22 protein-coding genes and 2 tRNA genes are annotated in these 24,767 nt (G+C 42.6%); 17 read left to right on the forward strand and 7 right to left on the reverse strand.

The window, feature by feature from the left end:
• Positions 1-214 precede the first annotated feature (214 nt).
• The 4 genes from prfC (at position 215) to BM378_RS14165 (ending at position 5,457) form a co-directional block, all read left to right on the forward strand.
• Positions 215-1,804: a peptide chain release factor 3 gene (gene prfC, locus BM378_RS14150; protein WP_074989440.1), complete on the forward strand. Its 1,590-nt coding sequence runs from the start codon at positions 215-217 to the stop codon at positions 1,802-1,804.
• 59 nt (positions 1,805-1,863) lie between these two features.
• Positions 1,864-3,606 (forward strand): arginine--tRNA ligase, encoded by a 1,743-nt coding sequence (gene argS, locus BM378_RS14155; RefSeq protein ID WP_036970597.1) that lies wholly within the window; start codon positions 1,864-1,866, stop codon positions 3,604-3,606.
• A 438-nt stretch (positions 3,607-4,044) separates the two neighbouring features.
• Positions 4,045-4,683 carry a pyridoxamine 5'-phosphate oxidase gene (gene pdxH, locus BM378_RS14160; RefSeq protein ID WP_065978444.1) on the forward strand — a complete coding sequence of 213 codons (639 nt, stop codon included), beginning with the start codon at positions 4,045-4,047 and terminating at the stop codon, positions 4,681-4,683.
• On the forward strand, positions 4,684-5,457 hold the full coding sequence (locus BM378_RS14165) for a TatD family hydrolase (RefSeq protein ID WP_036970590.1): 774 nt from the start codon (positions 4,684-4,686) through the stop codon (positions 5,455-5,457).
• Here BM378_RS14165 and BM378_RS14170 read toward each other — a convergent pair.
• Positions 5,424-6,044, reverse strand: a complete 621-nt coding sequence (locus BM378_RS14170; protein ID WP_036970587.1) for an AhpA/YtjB family protein — start codon at positions 6,042-6,044, stop codon at positions 5,424-5,426. The two genes, BM378_RS14165 and BM378_RS14170, sit on opposite strands and share 34 nt — an antisense overlap.
• A gap of 134 nt (positions 6,045-6,178) precedes the next feature.
• Between BM378_RS14170 and serB the strand changes: the two genes are divergently transcribed.
• Positions 6,179-7,198 (forward strand): phosphoserine phosphatase SerB, encoded by a 1,020-nt coding sequence (gene serB / locus BM378_RS14175; protein ID WP_036970584.1) that lies wholly within the window; start codon positions 6,179-6,181, stop codon positions 7,196-7,198.
• Here serB and BM378_RS14180 read toward each other — a convergent pair.
• On the reverse strand, positions 7,181-9,661 hold the full coding sequence (locus BM378_RS14180; RefSeq protein WP_074989441.1) for a PilZ domain-containing protein: 2,481 nt from the start codon (positions 9,659-9,661) through the stop codon (positions 7,181-7,183). The two genes, serB and BM378_RS14180, sit on opposite strands and share 18 nt — an antisense overlap.
• 339 nt (positions 9,662-10,000) lie before the next feature.
• Between BM378_RS14180 and radA the strand changes: the two genes are divergently transcribed.
• The gene (gene radA / locus BM378_RS14185) at positions 10,001-11,386 is read left to right on the forward strand and encodes a DNA repair protein RadA (protein ID WP_036970582.1); all 1,386 of its coding nucleotides are present in this window, start codon (positions 10,001-10,003) and stop codon (positions 11,384-11,386) included.
• Positions 11,387-11,431: 45 nt separating this feature from the next.
• Positions 11,432-12,364, forward strand: coding sequence for an aq_1923 C-terminal domain (locus tag BM378_RS14190; RefSeq protein ID WP_074989442.1), 933 nt, complete (start codon positions 11,432-11,434; stop codon positions 12,362-12,364).
• A 45-nt stretch (positions 12,365-12,409) separates the two neighbouring features.
• Here BM378_RS14190 and BM378_RS14195 read toward each other — a convergent pair whose 3' ends face one another.
• Positions 12,410-12,739: a BON domain-containing protein gene (locus tag BM378_RS14195; protein WP_074989443.1), complete on the reverse strand. Its 330-nt coding sequence runs from the start codon at positions 12,737-12,739 to the stop codon at positions 12,410-12,412.
• Between the two features lie 217 nt (positions 12,740-12,956).
• Positions 12,957-14,183, reverse strand: coding sequence for an ATP-dependent RNA helicase SrmB (srmB, locus tag BM378_RS14200; protein WP_036970576.1), 1,227 nt, complete (start codon positions 14,181-14,183; stop codon positions 12,957-12,959).
• A gap of 76 nt (positions 14,184-14,259) precedes the next feature.
• Here srmB and BM378_RS14205 point away from each other — a divergent pair, with 76 nt between their 5' ends.
• Positions 14,260-14,958, forward strand: coding sequence for a tRNA1(Val) (adenine(37)-N6)-methyltransferase (locus BM378_RS14205; RefSeq protein WP_065978439.1), 699 nt, complete (start codon positions 14,260-14,262; stop codon positions 14,956-14,958).
• Positions 14,959-15,012: 54 nt separating this feature from the next.
• Here the strand turns inward: BM378_RS14205 and BM378_RS14210 are convergent, their stop codons facing one another.
• Together BM378_RS14210 and BM378_RS14215 are read right to left on the reverse strand one after the other, a co-directional pair.
• On the reverse strand, positions 15,013-15,693 hold the full coding sequence (locus BM378_RS14210) for a hypothetical protein (RefSeq protein WP_074989444.1): 681 nt from the start codon (positions 15,691-15,693) through the stop codon (positions 15,013-15,015).
• A 262-nt stretch (positions 15,694-15,955) separates the two neighbouring features.
• Positions 15,956-16,390, reverse strand: a complete 435-nt coding sequence (locus tag BM378_RS14215; RefSeq protein WP_065978437.1) for a hypothetical protein — start codon at positions 16,388-16,390, stop codon at positions 15,956-15,958.
• 104 nt (positions 16,391-16,494) lie between these two features.
• On the opposite strand from BM378_RS14215, the gene BM378_RS14220 reads away from it, so the two are divergent.
• Entirely contained in the window at positions 16,495-16,923 is a 429-nt protein-coding gene (locus BM378_RS14220; RefSeq protein ID WP_036970567.1) for a DUF2147 domain-containing protein, read from the forward strand.
• 84 nt (positions 16,924-17,007) lie between these two features.
• On the opposite strand, the gene fldB is transcribed toward BM378_RS14220, so the two are convergent.
• The gene (gene fldB / locus BM378_RS14225; protein ID WP_036970565.1) at positions 17,008-17,529 is read right to left on the reverse strand and encodes a flavodoxin FldB; all 522 of its coding nucleotides are present in this window, start codon (positions 17,527-17,529) and stop codon (positions 17,008-17,010) included.
• A gap of 168 nt (positions 17,530-17,697) precedes the next feature.
• Here fldB and xerD point away from each other — a divergent pair, with 168 nt between their 5' ends.
• The 8 genes from xerD (at position 17,698) to BM378_RS14265 (ending at position 24,767) form a co-directional block, all read left to right on the forward strand.
• On the forward strand, positions 17,698-18,585 hold the full coding sequence (gene xerD / locus BM378_RS14230; protein ID WP_371915641.1) for a site-specific tyrosine recombinase XerD: 888 nt from the start codon (positions 17,698-17,700) through the stop codon (positions 18,583-18,585).
• 59 nt (positions 18,586-18,644) lie between these two features.
• On the forward strand, positions 18,645-19,379 hold the full coding sequence (dsbC, locus tag BM378_RS14235; RefSeq protein ID WP_074989445.1) for a bifunctional protein-disulfide isomerase/oxidoreductase DsbC: 735 nt from the start codon (positions 18,645-18,647) through the stop codon (positions 19,377-19,379).
• A 72-nt stretch (positions 19,380-19,451) separates the two neighbouring features.
• Positions 19,452-21,173 (forward strand): single-stranded-DNA-specific exonuclease RecJ, encoded by a 1,722-nt coding sequence (gene recJ, locus BM378_RS14240; protein WP_074989446.1) that lies wholly within the window; start codon positions 19,452-19,454, stop codon positions 21,171-21,173.
• Positions 21,174-21,316: 143 nt separating this feature from the next.
• Positions 21,317-22,415 (forward strand): peptide chain release factor 2 gene (gene prfB, locus BM378_RS14245; protein ID WP_143104589.1). Its coding sequence is split into 2 segments (ribosomal slippage): positions 21,317-21,391 and positions 21,393-22,415, totalling 1,098 coding nucleotides; the frame shifts between segments, so codons are not numbered across the junction.
• 26 nt (positions 22,416-22,441) lie between these two features.
• The gene (lysS, locus tag BM378_RS14250; RefSeq protein WP_036970557.1) at positions 22,442-23,977 is read left to right on the forward strand and encodes a lysine--tRNA ligase; all 1,536 of its coding nucleotides are present in this window, start codon (positions 22,442-22,444) and stop codon (positions 23,975-23,977) included.
• 277 nt (positions 23,978-24,254) lie between these two features.
• Positions 24,255-24,452, forward strand: coding sequence for a hypothetical protein (locus BM378_RS14255; protein WP_036971722.1), 198 nt, complete (start codon positions 24,255-24,257; stop codon positions 24,450-24,452).
• Between the two features lie 112 nt (positions 24,453-24,564).
• Positions 24,565-24,657: transfer RNA gene (locus BM378_RS14260), tRNA-Ser, on the forward strand.
• Positions 24,658-24,690: 33 nt separating this feature from the next.
• Positions 24,691-24,767: transfer RNA gene (locus BM378_RS14265), tRNA-Arg, on the forward strand.

A 24,767-nucleotide genomic window follows, 5' to 3' on the forward strand; every position in this document is an offset into this window, starting at 1 on the left:
GAAGCAACGATTGCAAACAGCTACAACTGAGCATTGGCGCACGCTGAGAGTAAATGGTAACCGATTAGATAACCATTGATTGTTTATAAAGTCAAGATCAGCGAAAATAGCGGCCAATTACGATTAACACGACGGATTTGACAAGCGAAGAACTGAAAAGAGAGTACTTCCAAAAGTGTGTACAAATCCGTGTACAAACTAAAAGAATTTATACATGGCAAACCAAGATTTTCTCAATGAAATCAATAAGCGAAGGACCTTTGCTATTATCTCGCACCCGGATGCGGGTAAAACCACCATTACAGAAAAAGTGCTGTTATTCGGACAAGCAATCCAAAAAGCAGGTACCGTAAAAGGTCGTGGCTCAAACCAGCACGCTAAATCTGACTGGATGGAAATGGAAAAAGAACGTGGTATCTCGGTAACTACGTCAGTAATGCAGTTTCCCTATAACCAGCGTTTGGTAAACCTTCTTGATACACCAGGACACGAAGATTTCTCTGAAGATACATACCGTACCTTGACCGCAGTTGACTCGTGTTTAATGGTTATCGATGCGGCAAAAGGTGTTGAGGATCGCACACGTAAATTAATGGAAGTAACGCGCTTACGTACCACGCCAATCGTTACCTTTATGAATAAGTGTGACCGTGATATTCGTGATCCTATGGAGTTATTAGACGAAGTAGAAACCGAACTAAACATTGCATGTGCACCAGTAACATGGCCGATTGGCTGTGGTAAAGAATTCAAAGGTGTTTACCATATTCACCGCGAAGAAACGATTTTATATAGCACCGGCCAAGGCCACACTATTCAGGAAGTTCGTACAATTAAGGGCTTAGATAACCCTGAGCTAGATGCAACCATCGGCAGCGAACTAGCAGAGCAATTACGTGAAGAACTTGAGCTGGTAATGGGTGCATCGCACGAGTTTGACTTAGACCTCTTTTTAGCGGGCGAACTCTCACCTGTTTACTTCGGTACGGCGCTAGGTAACTTTGGTGTTGACCATGTACTTGATGGCTTAACTGAGTGGGCTCCGTCACCATTACCACGCGAAACAGAAGATCGCCAAGTGCTTGCAACAGAAGAAAACTTCACTGGTTTCGTATTCAAAATTCAAGCGAATATGGACCCTAAACACCGTGACCGCATTGCTTTCATGCGTATCGTATCAGGCAAATACAGCCAAGGTATGAAGATGAATCACGTACGTATTGGCAAGCAAGTGAGCATTTCTGATGCGGTAACCTTTATGGCCGGTGACCGCGAACGTGCGCAGGATGCTTATGCGGGCGATATTATTGGTTTACATAACCACGGTACGATTCAAATTGGTGATACTTTTACCCAAGGTGAAAAGTTGAAGTTTAGCGGTATTCCTAACTTCGCGCCTGAATTATTCCGCCGTATTCGTCTAAAAGATCCTCTTAAGCAAAAGCAGTTATTAAAAGGCTTAGTGCAGTTATCAGAAGAAGGGGCGGTGCAAGTATTTAGACCACTTATTAACAACGACCTTATCGTTGGCGCTGTTGGTGTACTACAGTTTGATGTGGTTGTTGCACGCTTAAAAGCAGAATACAACGTAGATGCTATTTATGAAGGGGTCAGTGTTAATACTGCACGCTGGGTAAGTTCAGACGATACTAAAAAGTTTGAAGAGTTTAAACGCAAGTGCGAAAGCAACTTAGCGCTAGATGGGGGGGATAACCTTACTTACATCGCGCCAAGTCGTGTAAACCTAAACTTATCAATGGAACGTTATCCTGATATTAAGTTTAACCATACACGCGAAAACTAAGCTTACACAGGCACATATTTTAAGTGCCCGCATGGCGGGCAATAAAGGTAAAAATTACAATGAATATCCGTACTCTTTTAATTGAAAAAGCCGTTGCAGCCATGGTTGCAGCAGGACTACCCGAAGACACGAACCCCGCGGTAACACAAAGTACACGCCCGCAGTTTGGTGATTACCAAATCAATGGCGCGATGGGAGCGGCTAAAAAGCTAAAATCAAACCCACGCGAACTGGCACAAAAAATTATCGATAACCTAGACCTTGCTGATATCGCAGAAAAAACAGAAATTGCAGGCCCAGGTTTCATCAACATTCACTTAAAGCCTGAATTTTTATCAACAAGCTTAAAAGCAGCGAATGAAGATGAAAAGCTCGCGGTTTCACCGCATGCAACCGCGCAAAAAGTTGTGGTTGATTACTCATCACCCAACCTTGCGAAAGAAATGCACGTTGGCCATTTACGTTCTACGATCATTGGCGATGCTGTTGTTCGTGCGCTTGAGTTCCGTGGTGATGATGTTATTCGTCAAAACCACATGGGAGACTGGGGTACGCAGTTTGGTATGTTGATTGCGCATTTAGAAGACCAAATTAGCCAAGGTGTCGACTTAGACAAAGTGGCTCTGGCAGACTTAGAAACCTTCTACCGCGATGCGAAAAAACGGTTTGATGATGAAGAAGGCTTTGCCGATAAAGCCCGTGACTACGTGGTTAAATTACAAGGTGGCGATGCGCACTGTGAAAAGCTGTGGAAGCTATTCATTGCCACGTCAGTGAAGCACTCTGAAGAAGTGTATAAGCGCTTAAATGTTACGCTTAAACAAGACGATATCATGGCTGAAAGTGCTTACAACAGTGAGCTTGCTAATATCATCGCTTTATTAAAAGACAAGCACATTGCTGTTGAGTCTAATGGCGCACAAGTTGTGTTCCTAGACGAGCTTGCTAATAAAGACGGTGAACCTTCAGTATTTATCGTGCAAAAATCAGGCGGCGGTTTCTTATACGCGACAACTGACTTAGCAGCGTGTGATTACCGCTCAAACAAACTTGGTGCTGACCGTATCTTAATTTTTGTTGATGCGCGTCAAAGCTTACACTTTAACCAAGTTGAGTTAACTGCACGTAAAGCCGGTTTGTTACGTGATGAAACTAGTTACGAGTTTTGCCCATTCGGCACCATGATGGGTGAAGATGGCAAGCCATTCAAAACACGTACGGGTGGCACCGTTAAACTAGCTGACTTACTTGAAGAGTCAATCACGCGTGCAGCAGCAAAGCTTGCAGAGCGTGAGTCTGATCTAAGCGACGAAGAGCGTAGTGAAATTGCCCGTAAAGTAGGGATTGGCGCAGTAAAATATGCGGATCTTTCAAAGCACCGCACCAGCGACTATATCTTCAATTGGGATACGATGTTGAGTTTCGAAGGCGCAACTGCACCTTATCTTCAATATGCGTATACGCGTGTTCGCAGTATTTTCCGCAAGTCAGGTATCGATGCCGCTTCATTAACAGCAGACGTTGCTATCAACGAGCCGCAAGAAAAAGCACTTGCGCTAAAACTTCTCCAATTAGAAGAAGTACTCGACCTGATGATCAGCGAAGCAACACCACACGTACTATGTGGATACCTATACGAACTTGCAAGCCTATACATGACGTTCTACGAAGCGTGCCCAGTACTTAAAGACGGTGTAGAACCAAGTGTACGTGATAGCCGTTTAGTACTGTGTAATTTGGTTGCGAAGACGCTTGAAAAAGGGTTGGATTTGTTAGGTATCGAAGTTATGGAGCAAATGTAATCTGCTTCGTGTAGTTCGCTTTAGCTGCGTTAATGAGTTTATTTAGCCTAAGTCACATACAAAAACGTATGCTCCATGGCATAAATAAGCTCATTGCCTTGCTAGCACTCCTACACTTGCAGAGAGTTTGAGTGCTCATAGGGGTAAGTCGGTTTTCTGTTTTGTCTTAGGCTAAACTACTTAGGTGAACGCTGCTTCGTGTAGTTCGCTTTAGCTGCGTTAATGAGTTTATTTAGCCTAAGTCACATACAAAACACGTATGCTCCTTGGCATAAATAAGCTCATTGCCTTGCTAGCACTCCTACACTTGCAGCAGATAACGTATGTTACCGCCTTCGTAGGTTGGGTAGAGCGCAGCGACACCCAACAAAAATTGACAAGATATAAATGTTGCTTAATTTTTAGCTGATAGCTTACTGTGATAGAAGGAATTTTTAAATGAAACTTGAAGATATTCGCCGTGAATATTTACAGGATGGTTTATCTGAAGACATGCTTGATGCATCGCCTATCAAGCAGTTTGAAAAATGGCTTGAGCAGGCTGTGGCAACTAACTTGCCAGATCCGACGGCAATGGTGGTGGCAACGGTTGATGAGCATGGTCAGCCTTCGCAGCGCATCGTTTTGCTAAAGCACCTTGATGAAAACGGCTTCGTGTTTTTTACCAACACGGGTTCACGCAAAGCGCAAGAGCTTAAAGGGAACAACAAAATTTCCTTACACTTTCCTTGGCACCATATGGAGCGTCAAGTAATTGTGTATGGTGAAGCAAAACCATTACCAACCACAGCAGTGGCAAAGTACTTTTTATCGCGTCCTAAGGAAAGCCAGCTTGCAGCTTGGGCGTCTGCGCAAAGTCGTCCTGTCTCGTCTCGTAAAGTGTTAATGGAAACCTTTGCTAAAATGAAGCAGAAGTTTTCTGATGGTGAAATTCCTCTCCCTGATTTTTGGGGAGGGTACTGTGTAGAGCCGACTAAAGTTGAATTTTGGCAAGGCGGTGCACACCGTTTGCATGACCGCTTTATGTATCAGCGCAACGCTGACGGCAGTTGGCAATTCGGTCGTTTAAATCCATAAATGCGTTTTATTGATTCCCATTGTCACCTCGATTTTAGCGAGTTTGATGAGAATCGCGACGCGCTTATCGACGCGTGTCAAAACGCAGGGATCGCACACTTTGTTGTGCCGGGTATTAGCTTGGCACAATCGACCCAATTGCTTTGCTTTTCAAAATCGTATCCAAGCGTATCAATTGCACTAGGCTTACACCCTTATTTTTTATCACAGCATCAACCTCATCATCTAAGCGAGCTAGAGCAGCTTGCTAAAACCCATGCGAATGAACTTGTTGCGATTGGTGAATGCGGGCTTGATCGCAGTATTGATAATCTTGATAAACAAATTGCGTTATTTGAAGGGCAGATTGAGCTTGCTAACCAATTGGCACTCCCGCTGATAGTTCACCACCGACAAAGCCATGATCTCATTGCGCGTTCATTCAAGCGATGCAAGCCTAAATATGGCGGGGTAATTCATGCATTTTCCGGGTCGCAGCAACAAGCAAACAGCTATATTAAGCAAGGTTTTAAACTCGGGGTGGGTGGGGTGATAAGTTACCCTCGAGCTGAAAAAACACGCCAAGTGATAAGTAATATTGCCCCCCAGCATTTAGTGCTTGAGACCGATGCGCCCTCAATGCCACTTGCAGGCTCTCAAGGGCAAATCAATACGCCACTAAAAATACGAGAGGTGTTTACTCACCTATGTGAGCTAAAAGGTGTCTCGGGTACTGAAAAGCAATTGTTAGCTGATGCGCTTTATGACTCTTGCTCAGCACTTTTTTTGATATAACGATTTACCTGCCAGCGCTTTAATCCTCGGCCTAGTTGCCATGTAAAAATACAGGTAATAACCAACATGAGTAAGACCTGTCTGCCTAAATCATGAAAACTGCTGTGGCTGGTTGCAATTGACGCTTGTGTTAAATAAGTGATGGTTACAAAGCCTATCGGACGCTCATCATCGCTTATTACAGGCTCGACAAAGGGGGTTTTGAGTTTACTTATTCCCGGAGTCGAGTCTGGTAAAAGTCCAAATGTGTGGTGGCTTTGCCAGTTATCACTGGCGGCAATTTGGATCCCTTGTTGGTCATAAACGATGGCTGCTAAAACATACTCGTCTTCTGCTATGTTATTACACAGTGCATTTAATGCGGGCTTATTTTTTTCTTCGAGCGGGGTCTGCGCATTAAGTGCCATAAATTTTGTTAGGCTTGTCGCGGTACTGTTTGCACTGTCATAAAGTAGTTGATGGCTTTGAAAGCTACTATTAACGGCAACCCAACTAAGCAACACAAAACAGGCCGCAGCTAGGCTTAATCGCACGATGCGTTGGCGATAAGTAGCCGAAAATGGAGTTTTAAGTTGGTTATTTTTCATAGTCACCGTATACGCTGCTGACAGCTTTTACAATTGATGGTACAACTAAACCAGTATAATAACCTTATTAGTTCATTGATTGCGAGTAGCAAATACACGCACAACAACAGACATAAGTCTAACGTGGAGCCACTATGTCACAGCTTAGCTTAGCTGCTACACCTACAGCAAATTTAACAGGTCAAATAACACTAAATTGCTGGTATAAAATTGAAAATAAACACCTAATTGCGACAGATATTTTACCCAAAGCACATCAAGGCGTACTGAGCGTGGCGTTTGGCGGTGAACTCAGTGCTGACCATTTACTTGCTCTGACAGCATTTTTAAGCTCGCACGGCTTCACAAATTTAACCGTGTGTTGTTATCAGCCTATTGAATCTATGCCCTCAGCGTGGTGTGTTCATAGCGACTCAACATCACCACTCAGTCCATCCGTATTAACCGCCTTTGCTAATCAGCATGGCTTGCAATTGGTGCAGTTAACGAATCCACCCACCGTGAATGAGCCCGGTTTATTACTCATGGACATGGATTCAACAGCGATTACGATAGAATGTATTGATGAAATTGCACGTTTAGCCGATGTGTATGATGAAGTGGCTGCTGTCACTGCGCAAGCCATGGCTGGGCAGCTTGATTTTGCACAAAGCTTAAAACAGCGTGTTGCAAAGCTTGAAGGCATTGATGTTGATTTAATCGATGATTTAAAATCGCGTTTACCCTTGATGCCTGGTGTGAATGAGCTCTGCCAATACCTTAAAAAGTATGACTGGCATCTTGCCATTGCCTCGGGTGGTTTTGTGCCATTTGCTGAGCAAGTACAATCGCTTATTGGTTTAGATGAAGTACATGCTAATACACTTGAGTTTAAAGATAACCGGCTAACGGGTAAGGTCATAGGCACGATTGTTGATGCAGAAGAAAAAGCGCGAGTGCTTAAGCGAATCGCAGAAAAACTGGCGCTTAATACCCGTCAAACTGTTGCCATGGGTGATGGGGCTAATGACTTAAAAATGATGGCTGCAGCAGGGCTTGGCGTGGCTGTTCATGGAAAACCGAAAGTTGTTGAGCAAGCACAAACAGCCATTAATGAAGGCTCGTTACTTCAAGTCAGTTACTTGCTCACAATTCCATTAGATTACACGCTTTAACCACGTTTTCTTGCGCTTATTCATTTCGATTTTGAGTGTTTCATCAATATCAAAATGCGTAAGCGCTTCATCACTAATATCAATTAAATCACCCACACCTGCCACGGCCCACAGCGCTTCTTCAAGATCTTTCGCTTTATGTAAGGCATACTGACTTATATATTTGAGTTCGTTTGATAAATAATCAATATCAGGGCGCCCTGTACGTGATACATATAAACGAAACACAAACATGAGGTCATTTCTCAGCGCTTTTTTTACAAACAAAGTCTGGGGTTTGTAGTCATCTTCACTAATGCACCGACTCGTAATCGCGTCGCTGATTGAAGGTTGGCGAGGGTCAAAACGAATAAATAAGGTAAAAGCAAGCGGCGGGTCTTGGCGGCTACGATCTTTTATGAGTGGTGTAATGACTTCGGTGATTTGCTGCGTTGATAAAATCCCTTCAATACTGGTGTTTTCGTTTAAGAGCGCAAAGTTTTGCAGTAATACATGTAATGGGCTCGGATATAAACCCTGACCAATTGCACCGGCTTTAAAATGCGCTGCTTCTTTGTGTAAATAAAACGGAAATTGGCAAACACTTTTGGTTACCATATTTCTGAGTGCCGTTGAAAGACCCGGTATTTTAGGCGACTCTTCACACACCCTTAACTTATCTTTATTGTTTTCAATCAGTATCGTAAAGAACTTAATCGCCATATGTGGTAAGTCTGAAATACGGTGAACTTTTAGATTAACCGTGGTGAGTGACTTACTAATCGCCATGACTTCGTAAGCAAGGCTCGATAAATCATGTTTTTTGGTAATTTTTTGTAAATCAGGCAAGCTAATATTAATTATGTCGCCTTTTTTAAACTCAACAGGTTTATCACACTCGATTTGTAATCCCATAACTGACAAGTCGCGGGTATGGCCTGTGATAATCTGCTCGTGATGATTTATGGTGATAGCTGTCTTGTACAAATAGCGCTTGTGCGCCCTTAAATTGACATACTCAAGGGCTACGGGCTCTAGGTGTGGCGGTGTTTTATGTTTGCTATGGCCAAATTGTTTTAGTTGATTAACCGCGCTTTTATCAAACGTTAATTGTTTATAAGAGAGCTGCTCATAGGGCGTGCCAACGGCCGTTAAGATCAGTAAATATTTAACGTCTTTGATCAACCCTTGCACGCGAGGTGAGGGCGGTTTGTTCAACTTTTCAATGTCTTTCCCTGCACTACTTGGCAGTGACAACGGAATATACGAATCTTCAGGGTGACTTGGCATCAATTGCAACTTAAAACATTGCCAGCTGTCTTTTTGACTACCAAACCCTAAAAATAAATTTTTAAGCTGAGGCTGGCTTTCAAGCTCACTACGCGTGGCAGAGTAGTAATACACTTTACCAGCAACAACATGCGTGAAAGTATACAGGTACTCTTCTTTTACTGCCTCAGGTGAGCTTAATAAGTGGCCTATACGTTGTTGGTTAATAATACTGTATAAGCAAGACAGCTTGCGCTCGTCACAAAAATAACGCTGAATAAAAATATTATTTTCAGTTGTTAAGGCAAGGCTTGGGTATAGCTTGTCACCTTGTAAGCTTAAAAAGGTATAAAGAGAGGTCACACGCGGAATGTAGTATTGTTCATAGCCTTTTGACACAACCGCATCGAGCGTATTGTCTAGGTTAACTTTATAACGACGCTTATTGCCGTGGATAAAGCTTTCTAAAAACTCATCAAACTTTTCGTTGTTTTCAATAAAGGTGCGTTTTAGGCGAACATGATTGTATTCGCGTGATACTTTTTCAATCGCGACGACTTCGTACTGAATTCCGTTTTTTAAACCTAACTCAAAATCTTGTTCAAGGCCGACTAGGCGCAGGCCTATAAGTTGACCTTTTTTTAACTTATAGCGTGGCGCGAGCTTTATCTTTGCACCACTGAGTGAGATATCAGATGTTGTTGCGGCTACTTTGCTGTCTTTATCAAACTCAACAGTGATTTTGATAGAGTAATTCATCCGCTCTTCACGACGGCTTTCGTAGGAGGCAAATTTTATCACTTTGGCTGATAACTGACTGTCGTTATCATCTTCAGTAAGAGCTTGTTCGGCCGCTTTCTTTTGCATGACACGATGGTTGTTTTCAGTGTTCATCACCGCTTCATAGACAGCAAGGGTGTAACCGCCATGGCGTTTAATAGCCTGTTCAAACACTTCGATGGCAGTATCGTCCATAAAGTGCTGTTTACCTTCGTATTCGTATGGTTTTACTTGACCCGTTACTTGCCCACGTAAATCAATAAACCGTGCAACAGGCTGAGATAAACGCGACATCTCCATTTTGATCAAGAACTGCTCAGGCTTAGTTAAGCCCGCTGTTTTTGATTTAAACAGTTTGTCGAATTTTGGGGTGCCTAAATATGCCTTTAGCTCTTCAACTAGGCTTTCATATTTAAGCAGAATGTCTTCAGCCATTTATAAAACCATCAACGTCTATTAAAAAAAGTAGGTATACTAGTCGGCAATTACGCAGTAAAAACACAAACAGTAGTCACTTTTTTATTTTATTAATTATTGTTATAAGTATTTGCCAAATAAATGGCAAGCACTGTTAAGTTTTATTTGTAAGCAAAAACTATGCCCTAAAGCGGTTCTTTATTTAACAGTGTGTTGAATAAAGAGCTGGAGTAAGAGGTTTTAGTTACAACGAGTTATCTTTTTGTGATTATAAACTTACTATACATTAATTGTGTTAAGTGTCAGTTTTTAATAACAAGTTAGTCACAAATTAGCGACCTAAATAGGTAAGGCCGAATGGCAAAATCAGCAAAAATCGAATTTGTCTGCACAGAGTGCGGCATGAACTATCAGCGCTGGCAAGGACAGTGTAAGTGCGGTGCATGGAACACGCTAGCAGAATTTAAGCCCTCAGCCGGACAGTCAAAACAAGCGGCAAGCCGTGCCGTGGTTGCAGGCTACGCAGGCGGTGTTGGCGGCGGCTCAAAAAAAATTAATGAAGTTGAAACCGCCGAAGCAGAAAAACGCTTAACCGACATTGGTGAGTTAGACCGTGTATTAAGTGGCGGTGTGACCACCGGTTCCGTAAATATTATTTCGGGCGATCCAGGGGCTGGAAAAACGACATTATTGTCAGATTTAATTGCTCGCATGTCGAAAGTGATGCCGTCACTTTATTGTACGGCAGAAGAGTCATTATCGCAGTTTAAAAACCGTGTAAACCGACTGCGTTTAGATTATAACCCTGATGAGCTTTATTTACTGTCAGAAACCAGCGTTGAAGCAATTATTGAAGAGCTTGATAAGAACAAGATTAAGTTTGCGGTGATCGATTCAATTCAAGCGGTTGTGACAGAAGCCGCTAATGGCAGCCCAGGCTCTCCTTCACAAGTTAAAAGTGCAGCACAAGCACTCACTCAATATTGTAAGCAAAATGACGTCACCATGTTCATTATTGCTCACGTAAATAAAAACAACGAAATCGCAGGCCCGCAAACCTTAGTGCATATTGTAGATGCACTGCTGCATATTGATACCAACGATGGGCAAATTCGTACCTTACGTGCCAATAAAAACCGTTTTGGCGATATTGATACCGTCGGTATTTTTAGAATGTGTGAGCGCGGTATGCTCAGTGTTGACAACCCAAGCGAAATATTTTTATCGGGGTCAAGCACCGAATCGCCGGGATCGGCTATTACATGTATTCGTAAAGGTAATCGTAATTTATTGTTAGAGATTCAGTGCTTAACCACAGAAACCGAGGCTGAGTTTCCGCAGCGAGTGTGTGTTGGCTTAAATATGAATCGTATCAAAATGCTCACAGGGATTTTGCGTAAACACACCAAGACTAAAATCTTTCATGACACGTTTTTTAATATTGTCGGTGGCCTAAAAATTGATGAGTCTGAAACCTGTATCGACTTAGCATTAGTTACGGCATTGTTGAGTAGTTTGAATGAGTTTGTTGTGCCAAGAACCACCTGTATTATGGGTGAATTAAGCTTAAATGGTGACGTTAGGCCCATCGACAGTGGGGTGCCGCGAGTAAAAGAAGCCGCTCAGCATGGTTTCACTGAAATTTTTATTCCATATCGTAACTACCATAAATCAATGGAAGGATTGGGCGCAAAAATTACACCTGTTAAAACAGTGCATGAGTTACTGTCTTTAATAAACTAGTTGTAATTTGATAGACTATAAAAAACACCAATCAAAGGAAATAAAATGAAAAAGTTAGTAATTGCAGCCGTTGTTGCTGCAGCTGTAGGTGGCGTCGTTTACGCAAACTATACAGCAACACAGGAAGTGAAAAAGGTTGTTGATAAGCAACTAAGCGCTTTATCAAGCCAAAGTGGTGTAGATATCACTTACAGCGATATTTCAGCAAGCGTGTTCAGTAGCAGCATGCAGTTGTCTGGTATAAATGTGCAAAGCATTGAAGGCGATGAAACCATTGCCACTATCGACAATATTGAAGTGACGGGTTACGAAGTTGATGCGATCCCACCCCACACGGGCTTCGTGATGACAAATTTCCGCTTTAGTGATGAGTTTTTATCGCAACTTCCAGACAGTGCGAATAATAAGCTTGCCGCAACGAGTTACAACGTGAATTCATCGCTTGATTACAACAAAGAGTCAGGTGATAGCAAGTTTGCGCTTAACGTGAAGGCAAGCGAAGTGGCTGATGTACGTTTTAATCTTGGTTTAGCAAATTCAACGGCGTTGATGGAAGCATCTTTATCAATCAGCCAAGCACAAAATGCTGCGAATGGGGCTGAGCTCACTTTAGAGCAACAACTACAGCAACAATCAAAAATGATGGCGGCAATGAGCCAATTAGAGCCGCGCAGTATCGAGCTTGAAATCAACGACGACGGTGAACTTAAAACTGTTGTCGAAAGCTTCTTAAAAGCGCAAGGCATGACACTTGATGACCTTGAGCAAGTTGTGGCAATGCAATTACAACAAGCTCCTGTAAGTGCGGAGTTAGACACTGCGATTAAAAACTTTGCCAGTGGTTTATCAAAATTGTCTTTATCGGCACGCCTACCTGAAGGCAAGTCGATGATGCAAATCAACCAGCAAATCATGATGCTGGTTGGTCAGCCTGAAGAGCTTGCGAAATTTATTAATTTAAAAGCGAGTGGTGAATAACCCGCTGACCGCAGCCGTGCGTTAGCTTCAATAACCTTAAAGTGTTCAACTCTCTAGTTTGCTCACTTTAAGGTTATTTTTTACATGCCTTACACCCTGACTGTGTTCTAAGAACTTTTGTGCCAGCGCACGTTGAAACCCCGTTTCCGTTGAACCTAATAATTCAATCGTATCGCCATTTACAATAACCTGTAAGTTTTCAATTTTAAAATTGCGGTTATTCGTTAGTTTCTTTAAAGCCACTTGCTGTAATCGCGGTTGCGCCGAAGTACTGGTTGTTAAAACATGGGTGTTGGCACTGACTTGTGTGGCGCAAGCCAATAAAAAAAGACAGCTAAATAAGGTTACGACAACAGATAATTTGAAACGGCTCATACAATTCCCTCGCAATAATGACAGATTGAACTCTGTATGAACAATTACAAATTCTGTTCCAATTTTAGTTTGTTGATTTTTATAGGTTTTATTTTTTTGAAGAAACTGTATGTGAAGTAATTACACATAGTTCAGTAAAAAAGACACGGCAAATAACAGCGATAAAAATGCCGAGACAGGCTCGGCATTTTTATTAACAAGGCTTATTAAGCACGCACTACTTTTTCTTTTTTGGTTTTGCCTTTTTCTTCGCTTTGATCTTTGCTGGATCTTTTTTCTTTTTAGAAGGGATTTTTGCTTCTTTGTGTTGCGGCTCTATCCCTTTGATTACTCGACGCTTTAGTTTTTGTTCGATGTAACGCTCAACTTTGCCTAAAATGGCAACGTCATGCGCTTCGATAAATGAAATCGCGATTCCTTTTTTGCCTGCACGACCAGTACGTCCAATACGGTGAACGTATATGTCTGCGGTGCGAGGCATATCAAAGTTAATCACATGGCTGATATCTGCCACGTCAATACCACGGGCAGCCACATCGGTTGCTACCAATATTTTATTGCGGCCAGAATGGAAGTTCTCCATTGCTTTCATGCGTTTATCTTGTGGCATTTCACCACGTAACCAAGCAACGCGCAGTCCTTCGTTATTTAACGCACCAATTAATGATTCTAGGCGTTCACGGGTCTTAACGAACACTATCGCTTTATGGATATCATCGCCGTTTAAGATATCGACTAACATTTTAAGCTTATGGTTGTAGTCGTCGGCTAAGTGAACCCACTGGTGGATCTTTGCTTTTTCTTTACGCGACGATTCTGCTTCTAGTAGCGCAGGATCATTTAAAATACGCTCAGCGAAAAGCTCAACACTGTCACCTTCAAGTGTGGCTGAAAATAGAAAACATTGACGACGATTTCTGGCTTCATCACAAATACGCAGCATTTCTTTACGAAAGCCCATATCGAGCATGCGGTCGGCTTCGTCTAAAATAAGCATTTCAACATTTTCAGCATGGAAGTTCTCGGTTTCGAGGTATTCCATTAAGCGCCCAGGTGTCGCGATAAGAATGTCGTTATTGTTCTCAAAAATTTCTTTGTGCGTTCCATAGTTAATGCCGCCCGTCACGACACCTATTTTAAGGTGTGTTTGCTCAGCAAGCTGTTCACAATGCTCATGGATTTGATAAGCAAGCTCGCGAGTAGGAGTCATGATAAGTACGCGGGCAAAACCAGGGTCACGACGAGGGAAATCAAGCAAGTATTGAATAGCTGGGATCAAAAACGCGGCTGTTTTACCGGTACCTGTGGGTGCAGATGCCAAAATATCGCGCCCTTGTAATGCTTCAGGGATCGCTTGTTGTTGAATGCTGGTTGGCGTATCAAAACCCATTTTATTAATGGCATTTAACAGCTTGTTATCGATATCAAATTCAGAAAATTGCATAGAGTGACATAAATAGAGGACAATTGGCGTTAATTATACGCGCTATCCAGCTGTTGGTGAATGAAAAGGTGAAAAAATGTCAGGTTTTGTGTTTAAACAGTTTTCGATAGGGCAAACTCACACTGCAATGAAAGTTTCAACAGATGGGATTTTGTTGGGTGCATGGGCACATGTAAGCGATGCTGCACGAATTGTTGATATTGGCACAGGCACCGGGTTGCTTGCTTTAATGGCAAAACAACGTGCGCCGAAGGCGGTTGTTAACGCTATCGAAATAGAGGCTAACGCGTGTATTGATGCTCGCGCTAATTTTGCTAATAGCCCTTGGCCTGACATTATGCTTTATCAAGGGGCTGTGCAGTCTTTTAAAGCAGCAACCCCCTTTGATGCAATTATCACTAATCCACCTTATTTCAATGCCAGCCTTAAAGGCGATAATGCAGCACGCAATACAGCGCGCCACACCGATGGATTGAGTTTTAGCGAATTAATCAAAGCGTGTAGTGCGCTGAGTCATGCACATACTCTGCTCAATGTGATACTGCCTTGTCCTGAGGCCGAGCAATTTATTGCCATTGCAGAGCAAGAAGGCTGGTATTTAAACCACCTGTGTTTAGTTAAAACAACCGAGAAAAAAGCACCCAGTCGCAGTTTAATGTTATTTAGTCAGGTTGCAGCCCCTTTAACGACAACACATTTAACGATTCATGCAAACAGTGGCGCGTATAGTGCTGAATATAGTGCGCTATGCAAGGACTTTTATTTGAAAATGTGACGCATACCAGCCATTAATAGTCCGTCATCACTTTACTCTAAAAGGTCGTATTTGCTATTCACTGATGCTCGATTGTAGGCCATCTTCGCTTACTAATAATGTATAAGAATGTCCATATGAGGCATGACAAATGGCAACTGATTCATCAACACGCTTACCTTCATCATTCAGTCGAGAGACTTTAATATCATCTGCGCAGTCATCAGTGTGATACCACGTACTTAATTGATTTTGATATAGGTTAACTATTTGATTCTCTATTTTTAAGCGAATGTTTTCGGTGGCAAGAAAGCGGACGGCAAAAAAGCCCTCTTTGTTACTTTGAGTCTGTTTTATGAGCGTTAAACGCAGCTTTTCTCCACTTTGCCAGGCGACAAAATGGTAAGGCTGGTCGTTGTCCACTTGATACATTTGCTCTGCGAAGTTGCTCGCTTCACTGTGATCTTCTACATAAAATGAAATACGGCGTCGTTCATTGTGAAGGTGTGTTATATCAACAGGTAATGAATCTGATGCGAGCGTGTCTACATAATATTGCGCATCACTGACTTCTCTTGCGTTACCAAACAGGTCGGTATTTGCCATGGAGTAGTCAACCTCTAAGGCGGTGGTGTTTATCAATGTATACTTGTTCTCATACATCTGGTTGCCAAAATCATGACTTTCCTCGACTTCTAATTCCTCACACCCTACAAGCAGCGTTGTTGCAAAGAGTAAAAATAGCGCATTTTTCATTGTTTATCCTTTTACTAATGAAGCTGCCGTATGGTTCCAATTCGCAAAAAATGCTTAATTATTTTGAGGGATTAAACCGGTTGCGACCTGTTTTAAAGATTGCTGATTTACGACTGCATGGATGCAGAGCAATGCAGGAGCAATTGCCGAGAACAACTAAATAACGAAACCTTTGCCTTGTTTTCAACGAGGTTTTATCGCCCCAAAATAGCGCACTTAATTAAGCGAATTGGTATGGCATATTGATGCGTTGATTGTACCTCTATTTTGCACTTAATTGCACGGGAGGTTGCAGCTGCATTACTTCATCAAGTTGAATTTGTTGAACATGCTCAAGCTCAAGCAAGGCATCTAAGACTGCTTTTGTGTGCTGTTTTTCTATTTCAGCACTGCAAAAATCAATGATACTAAAACGGCGTTTTATCAATAAGCCATCGATATCAGGTAAAGGATCTTTGGTTTCTATTAGCACGCGTGTGGCAGGGCAGGGGTCGGCATACCCAGAGCGCATTAATTTGTTTAAGTTAAATAAATTATCGTCGAGTTTACCAAGCTCTACGGCGGTTTTAGCGCTATGCGGAATAAATAATGACTCACCAAAGCGGTTTGTTTTAATCTCGCCATCTGCTTTAATTGGGGTGACTTGATTATTGTCGAAGCTGACAATATCTCCGGTAAGTAACGTATATTGACTCATTGTGTTCCCTCGCAATGTGTTGTCTTTTTCTGATCATAGCAAAATGGTGTGTTTTACCAAGCCCTGATATAGTAATAAGGCCTTAAATTTTATGCGAGTATTTTATGTTACGACTCACAATCGCTTTATCAGCCCTTTTATTTTCTCAATTAAGCGTCGCTGCAATGAGCCCTGTCGGGCTTTGGAAAACCATTGACGAGGAAACCAATGAAGCTAAATCTTTGGTACGTATTCGTGAGCAAAACGGTGTACTTATTGGTGAAGTTGAAAAAATTCTTAACCCAGCCAAACAAGATGCAATATGTGATGCATGTAAAGGCGATAAAAAAAATAAGCCAATTTTGGGAATGGCCATTATCGATGGCGCGAAAGAAGCGGGCGATGGCAGTTGGCAAGACGGTGAAATTCTTGACCCTAATAATGGCAAAACCTACACCTTAAAGCTCACCCCTAAAGAACAGGGAAAAGTGCTTGAAGTACGCGGTTATATCGCCTTTTTCTACCGCAACCAATACTGGCAGCGTGTTGAATAGCCTGACATTAAAACGCCAAGCAATGCTTGGCGTTTTAATAAATAAATGGGTTATACAGCAACTCACTTAATTAGGGAGTGAATATTACAGGGTCTCGCTGTATTCAGTCATCACTTGCTCAACCCAATTAGCAATACGTTCATCGCTGAGTTCATATTGGCTGTCTTCATCAAGTGCCAATCCAACAAAGTGTTTACCCTCATTTGTGAGAGCTTTTGACGCTTCAAATTCATAGCTTTCATCGTTAGGCCATAGACCTAAGAAGGTAATATCTTGATGGCAAATTTCGTCGTGTAGCATACCCAAAGCATCTTGAAACCACTGGCCATAACCTTGCTGATCGCCCATGCCAAAAAGGGCCACGGTTTTACCGTTTAGATTCACCTCTTTGATGTCGTCCCAAATTGATTCCCAATCTTCTTGTAACTCACCAAAGTCCCACGTTGAAATGCCGAAGATAACGAAATCGAATTGTTCTGCATTTTTTAATGGCTCATCTTTGATATTGTGTAAGCTGACAACATCTTGCCCGATAATATCGCGAATTTTCTCTGCCGCTATTTCTGTATAGCAAGTAGTAGAACCATAAAATAAACCAATCTGCATCGTATTTATCACCGTGTATTTGCTTGATATGATAGTTACTCAAGCTGCTTTTAGTATCTATCTTCCTGTAGTTTGATACTATTTTACCGTAAGGCTTTTTTAATTGATACCTTGATAAGGATGACAATACGCGTGGCTGAAAATAATTTCACAGCTGAAAAAGTAGCAATAACGTCAAACAATGCCGAACATTTAGAGCTGTTTTTAGATATTTTGTACCTTGAGCAAGGGGTCAGTGAAAACACATTGATGGCATATCGCAGCGATCTTGATAAGTTTTGTCAGTTTTTAAAAGACAAAGATCTACTGGCTGTCAGCAGTGAAGATATTGAAGCTTACTTGGCATACCGAGTTGATTTAGGGCTTAAATCACGCAGCACTGCGCGCAGCATCAGTGCGCTTAAACGTTTTTACCAATACTTTGTACGTGAAAAAGCCATTGCTGATTCGCCAATGCTGAATATTGCACAGCCAAAAGCAGGGCAGTCATTACCCAAAACTCTCTCTGAGGCAGAGGTTGAAGCGCTACTCGCTGCGCCTAATATTGAAGAGCCTATGGGGCTGCGCGATAAAGCAATGTTGGAGCTTTTATACGCAACGGGTCTGCGCGTTACTGAGCTGGTAGGGCTTAGGATGGAGCAAATTAACTTGCGCCAAGCAGTTGTGTTTGTCAAAGGTAAGGGAAATAAAGAGCGTTTAGTGCCGCTTGGTGAAGAAGCGATGTATTGGCTTGAGCGCTTTTTAAAAGTTGGCCGCGCGCAGATGATCAAGCATGCAACTGACTTTGTGTTCCCATCTAAGAGAGGGATTGGCATGACGCGACAAACTTTTTGGCATCGTATCAAACACTATGCTATTTTGGCATCAGTTGAATCGCCGTTATCACCGCATACGCTTCGACATGCGTTTGCAACGCATTTGCTGAATCATGGGGCTGATCTTCGTGTCGTGCAAATGATGTTAGGTCACAGTGACTTATCAACAACACAGATTTATACCCATGTAGCGAATGAGAGATTGAAGTCGGTACACGAGCAACATCATCCACGTGCTTAGTGCAAGATTTTTAAAGATGTACCGGTCTATATAATAAATGATCAGGATATAGGATAGTTATGAAAAAGTTAGTTTTAGCCACGGCACTGCTTGGTACGAGTTTAAGTGTGTTTGCAAGTGGTGTGTCGACCACCGACGCTGCAGATGCGCCAATTATTGCTAAATTTGCTGAGTTAGGTGTTACGGTTAAAAAAGTAAACCCAAGCCCTGTTGCTGGCCTTAAAGAGCTAATTACTGACAAGGGGGTACTTTACGCAAGCCCTGACGGTCAATTTTTAATGCAAGGTACGCTGATTGATCTTCAAAATCGTGTCAATCTCACTGAGCACGCATTAAGTGATGTACGTAAGGCGGGTGTGGCTGAATACGAAGATTCAATGATTGTTTATAAAGCAAAAAATGAAAAACATTCAATTACTGTATTCACCGATATTACATGCGGTTACTGTCGTAAATTACACCGCGAATTAGACGATTTCTTAGAAGCGGGCATCACCGTAAAATACCTTGCTTTCCCTCGCGGCGGTTTACGCGGTAAAGGTTACGAAGACTTAATGAATGTGTGGTGTGCAAAAGACCCAGCAGAAGCTCTAACTGAAGCCAAAGCCGGTGCAGAGGTTGCCAAGGTAGAAGGATGCAGTGCCCCTATTGCTGAGCATTATCAATTAGGCCAAAGCTTTGGTATGTCGGGTACACCTGCAATTATTTTAGAAGATGGAACGATGATCCCAGGTTATCAATCAGCAGCACAAATTAGCCAAGCGCTTGATGCCTTACCAAAAACATCTTCATAATCTTTTTATAAATAGGCCTGCCTTAGGTAGGCCTTTTATTCGCTTTAAGCTAACTAAAGTAATACTTCCAACATGGAAAAAATAATCCAAGTTCGTCCCCGTGTCGATGACTCATACCTTCCTCAACACTTACATCCCGTTATTAAGCAAATTTATGCCTCGCGCCAGGTAAAAGATGCCAATGAATTAGATAACAGTGCAGCGACCCTGCATGACTTTAAATTATTTAAAGACATAGACAAAGCCGTATTATTACTGCAACAGGCACTCGCAGAACAACAGCGAGTATTAATTGTCGGTGACTTCGACGCCGATGGTGCAACCAGTACGGCCACTTTAATGCAAGGCTTGGCCATGTTTGGGTTTAACAACCTTGACTATTTAGTGCCTGATAGGTTTAGCCTTGGTTATGGCTTAAGCCCCGCACTGGCGGCGCAAATTGTTGAAATGAAGCCTGAGCTGGTTATTACAGTGGATAATGGTATTTCGTGCATTGATGGCATTGCGATTGTGAAGCACGCCGGTATTAAAGTACTGGTTACAGATCATCATTTACAAGGGGATACGCTGCCTAATGCAGATGCTATCGTGAACCCTAACCGCCATGATTGTCAGTTCCCATCTAAATCGATTGCCGGTGTAGGCGTGGCATTTTATTTATTAATTGCGCTGCGCAGCCACTTACGCGAACAAGGGGCCTTTGAGCATAGTCCAATGCCAAACCTTGCTGAGTTACTTGATATTGTCGCCCTTGGTACGGTGGCTGATGTCGTTGCGCTTGATGCCAATAATCGTACGTTGGTTCACCAAGGATTAGCACGTATTCGCAGTGGTAAAACTCGTCCGGGAATAAGCGCTTTAATTGAAGTGGCTAATCGAAATGCGGCACGTTTAAGTGCCAGTGACTTTGGCTTTTCATTGGCTCCTCGCTTAAACGCTGCAGGGCGTTTAGATGACATGAGCTTAGGCATCGCGTGCTTGTTATCAAACGACATAAATCAAGCTCGCCGTATTGCCAGTGAACTCGACAGCCTTAATCATGAGCGCCGCGAAATAGAGCAGGGCATGCAGGTTGAGGCGCAGGCCGTGCTCGATCGCCTTGCCTTTAAAACCGACGCTATCCCCGATGCGATTTGCTTGTATCAAGCCGACTGGCATCAAGGGGTAATTGGTATATTAGCGGGGCGTTTAAAAGAGAAATATCACCGGCCTACGATTATTTTTGCCGCGGGCGATAACGGTGAAATAAAAGGCTCATGTCGTTCAATTGAAGGTCTGCATATGCGTGACTTACTTGAACGAGTGAATACTTTACACCCACACTTAATCAGTAAGTTTGGGGGGCATGCAATGGCAGCCGGCTTGAGCATTAATGAGCAGAGTTTTCCCGAGTTTAAAGCTGTGTTTGAGCGTATGGTCACCGACACACTGACCGATGAGCATAAACAAAGTATTTTGTTGACTGACGGCGAGTTGCCAAATGAGTGTTTTTCGATGGAGTTTGCCAACCTGTTAAAAAATGCAGGGCCATGGGGACAGCAATTTCCCGAGCCGGTATTCGAGCACCTATTCGAGGTTATTCAACAACGTATTGTAGGTGAAAAGCACTTAAAACTCGTGTTAAAGCATCAATCTGGACGTTTGGTTGATGGTATTGCATTTGGTGTCGATGTGCGTGCCTGGCCCGATACCGAAGCACGCTATGTTAAAGCTGCCTACCAACTCGATATAAATGAATTCCGTGGCAAATTCTCGTTACAACTGATTATTCGAGAGCTACAAAAAGCGACATAAAAATATCGCTATAATCGACATAAAAGGCTAATAAAACGCTCGGTTTTTTGTTAAAATCGGGCGTTTTTAATATTTGTAGATATTTTACCGTAATTCATCTTGAGAGCTGTGCGCGGTAAATCAGCCATTTTGGAGTAATGTACATGTTTGAAGTGAATCCTGTGATTAATCAAATCAAGGAAATTCGCGAACGTACTGAACTGCTTCGGGGGTACCTTTGACTACCCTCTTAAAAAAGAGCGGTTAGAAGAAGTTAACGCAGAACTTGAAGATTCAGCAGTGTGGAATGAGCCTGAGCGTGCTCAAGCCCTTGGCCGTGAAAAGTCGGCATTAGAAGCTATCGTTGAGACCATTGATAATTTAGTGGCCGGTACTGAAGATGTTGAAGGCTTAGTTGAACTTGCTGTTGAAGCCGAAGATGAGGAAACCTTTGCTGAAGCCGAAGCTGAATTAGCCGATTTAAATGCGCAACTAGAAAAGCTTGAGTTCCGTCGTATGTTCTCAGGTGCCCATGACCAAAACGACGCGTACTTAGATTTACAATCGGGTTCTGGCGGTACTGAAGCGCAAGACTGGTGTAATATGCTACTGCGCATGTATTTACGTTGGGGTGAAGCGAAAGGCTTTAAAGTTGAGCTTGTTGAAGTAACCGACGGTGATGTGGCTGGTATTAAAGGGGCGACAGTTCGCTTTGTTGGCGAATATGCATATGGCTGGTTACGAACTGAAACGGGTGTGCACCGTTTAGTGCGTAAAAGCCCGTTTGATTCAAGCGGTCGTCGTCATACCTCGTTTGCGTCTGCTTTCGTGTACCCAGAAATTGACGATAATATTGAAATTGATATTAACCCCGCCGACTTACGTATTGACGTATATCGCGCGTCGGGTGCGGGTGGTCAGCACGTAAATACCACCGAATCAGCAGTACGTATTACGCATTTACCAACCAATACGGTTGTGCAGTGCCAAAATGAGCGTTCGCAGCATAAAAATAAAGACCAAGCAATGAAGCAGTTAAAAGCGAAATTGTTTGAGCTTGAGTTGCAAAAACAAAATGCCGAGAAGCAAAGCCAAGAAGATGCAAAATCAGACATTGGCTGGGGAAGTCAAATTCGTTCATACGTGCTTGATGACTCGCGCATTAAAGACTTACGAACGGGCGTTGAAAACCGCAATACTCAAGCGGTTCTTGACGGCGATTTAGATAAATTTATTGAAGCCAGCCTTAAATCTGGCCTATAACCACCAAGCTAAAAAAGAGCTAAAAAATGACTGATCAAATCCAAGACGAAAATAAGTTAATCGCTGAGCGTCGCGGCAAATTAGACGCTATTCGCGAAAATTGCCCAGCCAACGGTCATCCAAACCAATTCCGTCGTGAACATTACACGGCTGATTTGCAAGCTGAGTTTGGTGATAAATCGAAAGAAGAATTAGTTGCTGAGCAACATGTAGTTTCAGTAGCCGGTCGTATCCTTGCTAAACGTGGTCCTTTCCTTGCGTTACAAGACATGAAAGGTCAAATTCAAGCATACGCATCAAAAGACGTACAAAAAGAATTAAAAGCAAAATACGGCCAACTTGATATCGGTGACATCATCGGTGTTAAAGGTGCGCTAAATAAATCAGGCAAAGGCGATTTATACGTCGAAATGACTGAGTATGAGCTACTGACTAAGTCACTGCGTCCATTACCAGAAAAATTTCATGGTCTATCAGACCAAGAAACAAAATACCGTCAACGTTATGTTGATTTAATCACCAATGAAGCGACGCGTGAGACATTCCGTATTCGTTCAAAAGTGGTAGAAGGTATTCGTCGTTTCTTAGCAGACCGTGATTTCATGGAAGTTGAAACGCCTATGCTACAGGTTATCCCTGGTGGTGCGTCTGCACGCCCATTCGTAACGCATCACAATGCACTTGATATCGATATGTATTTACGTATTGCGCCAGAGCTTTACTTAAAACGTTTAGTTGTGGGTGGCTTTGAGCGTGTATTCGAAATCAACCGTAACTTCCGTAACGAAGGTTTATCGACGCGTCATAATCCAGAATTCACGATGATTGAGTTCTACCAAGCATACGCTGATTACATCGACTTAATGAACATCACTGAAGATATGCTACGTACAGTTGCAACAGACGTACTAGGTTCACCAATCGTTGTTAACACAACGAAAAACGAGCATGGCGACGTAGTTGACTCTGTAGAGTATGACTTTGGTAAGCCTTTCGCACGTTTAACAATGAGCGAAGCTATCCTTAAGTACAACCCTGACTTTGATGCGGCTGTATTTAATGACCCAGAAAATCATTTTGAAGAGCTTAAAGCGTATGCGAAGCAAGTTCACGTTAAAGTACCTGAAAACTGTGTATGGGGCCCAGGTAAGTTCTTGTGTGAAATCTTCGAAGAGACTGCAGAGCATAAGTTAATTCAACCTACATTTATTACGGCATACCCTTGGGAAGTGTCGCCACTGGCTCGTCGTAACGATGAAAACCCATTTGTTACTGACCGTTTTGAGTTCTTTGTAGGGGGTCGTGAGCTTGCAAATGGTTTCTCTGAGCTAAATGATGCACAAGACCAAGCAGAACGTTTCTCTCGTCAAGTTGAAGAGAAAGACGCGGGTGATGATGAAGCAATGCACTACGACGAAGACTACATTCGTGCATTAGAGTACGGCTTACCGCCAACAGCAGGCGAGGGCATTGGTATTGACCGTTTGGTGATGTTATTTACAGACTCATCAACGATTAAAGACGTCATTTTATTCCCTCATATGCGTCCGCAAGCTGATTAATCAGTACTAATCAGTACTAATCAGTACTAAGACTCTAATAAACGCCGCTTTTTAGCGGCGTTTTTATTATCGGAAATTTCTGATTTTAAACGTTGAGTTCTGTAACTACTGATTTGTAATTAATTGATAAAAAAAGAAATACTGATTAAGTCTGCGTTGTTGTTGTAGTAAAAATGTTAAACATCGCCTTTTGTTCGTAATTACAGTGGTGTTTTTTTAATACGAGTATGAGAACATTGTACAAATGTCGTTCAACGTATTAGTGGACTTAATTATAATGACAAAAAAGCCTGTGCAGTTGCAGACAGACACCAGTAAAAGCGATGAGCAACGTGAAGCTTTTTATCGTGCCTGCATCGCCGAGTTTCAACAACTAGGCTATCAGGATCAATATTTAGCAGAAATAACCGATGAGCATATCCCATTAGCGGGCATCGATTCGTTCAGACAAAAAGCAAAACCGGTCAAAGGCTGAGCAAAAGTTTGTTGTTTTTACCCGTAGTGGACAATCTATAACCATCTGTGCGATTTTCCTTGAAAAGTGTTTGACATATTTTCTGAAATCTTTATTATACGCCCCACAAGACGGAGAGGTGGCCGAGTGGCCGAAGGCGCTCCCCTGCTAAGGGAGTATAGGGTTTGTAGCTCTATCGAGGGTTCGAATCCCTCCTTCTCCACCATTTTTTAAATGGTTATCTTGTAAAGTAAAGAATGGGCGCATAGCTCAGCTGGATAGAGTACCTGGCTACGAACCAGGCGGTCGGAGGTTCGAATCCTCCTGCGCCCACCA

The organism is Pseudoalteromonas lipolytica (assembly GCF_900116435.1).
GTDB classification, from domain to species: domain Bacteria; phylum Pseudomonadota; class Gammaproteobacteria; order Enterobacterales; family Alteromonadaceae; genus Pseudoalteromonas; species Pseudoalteromonas lipolytica.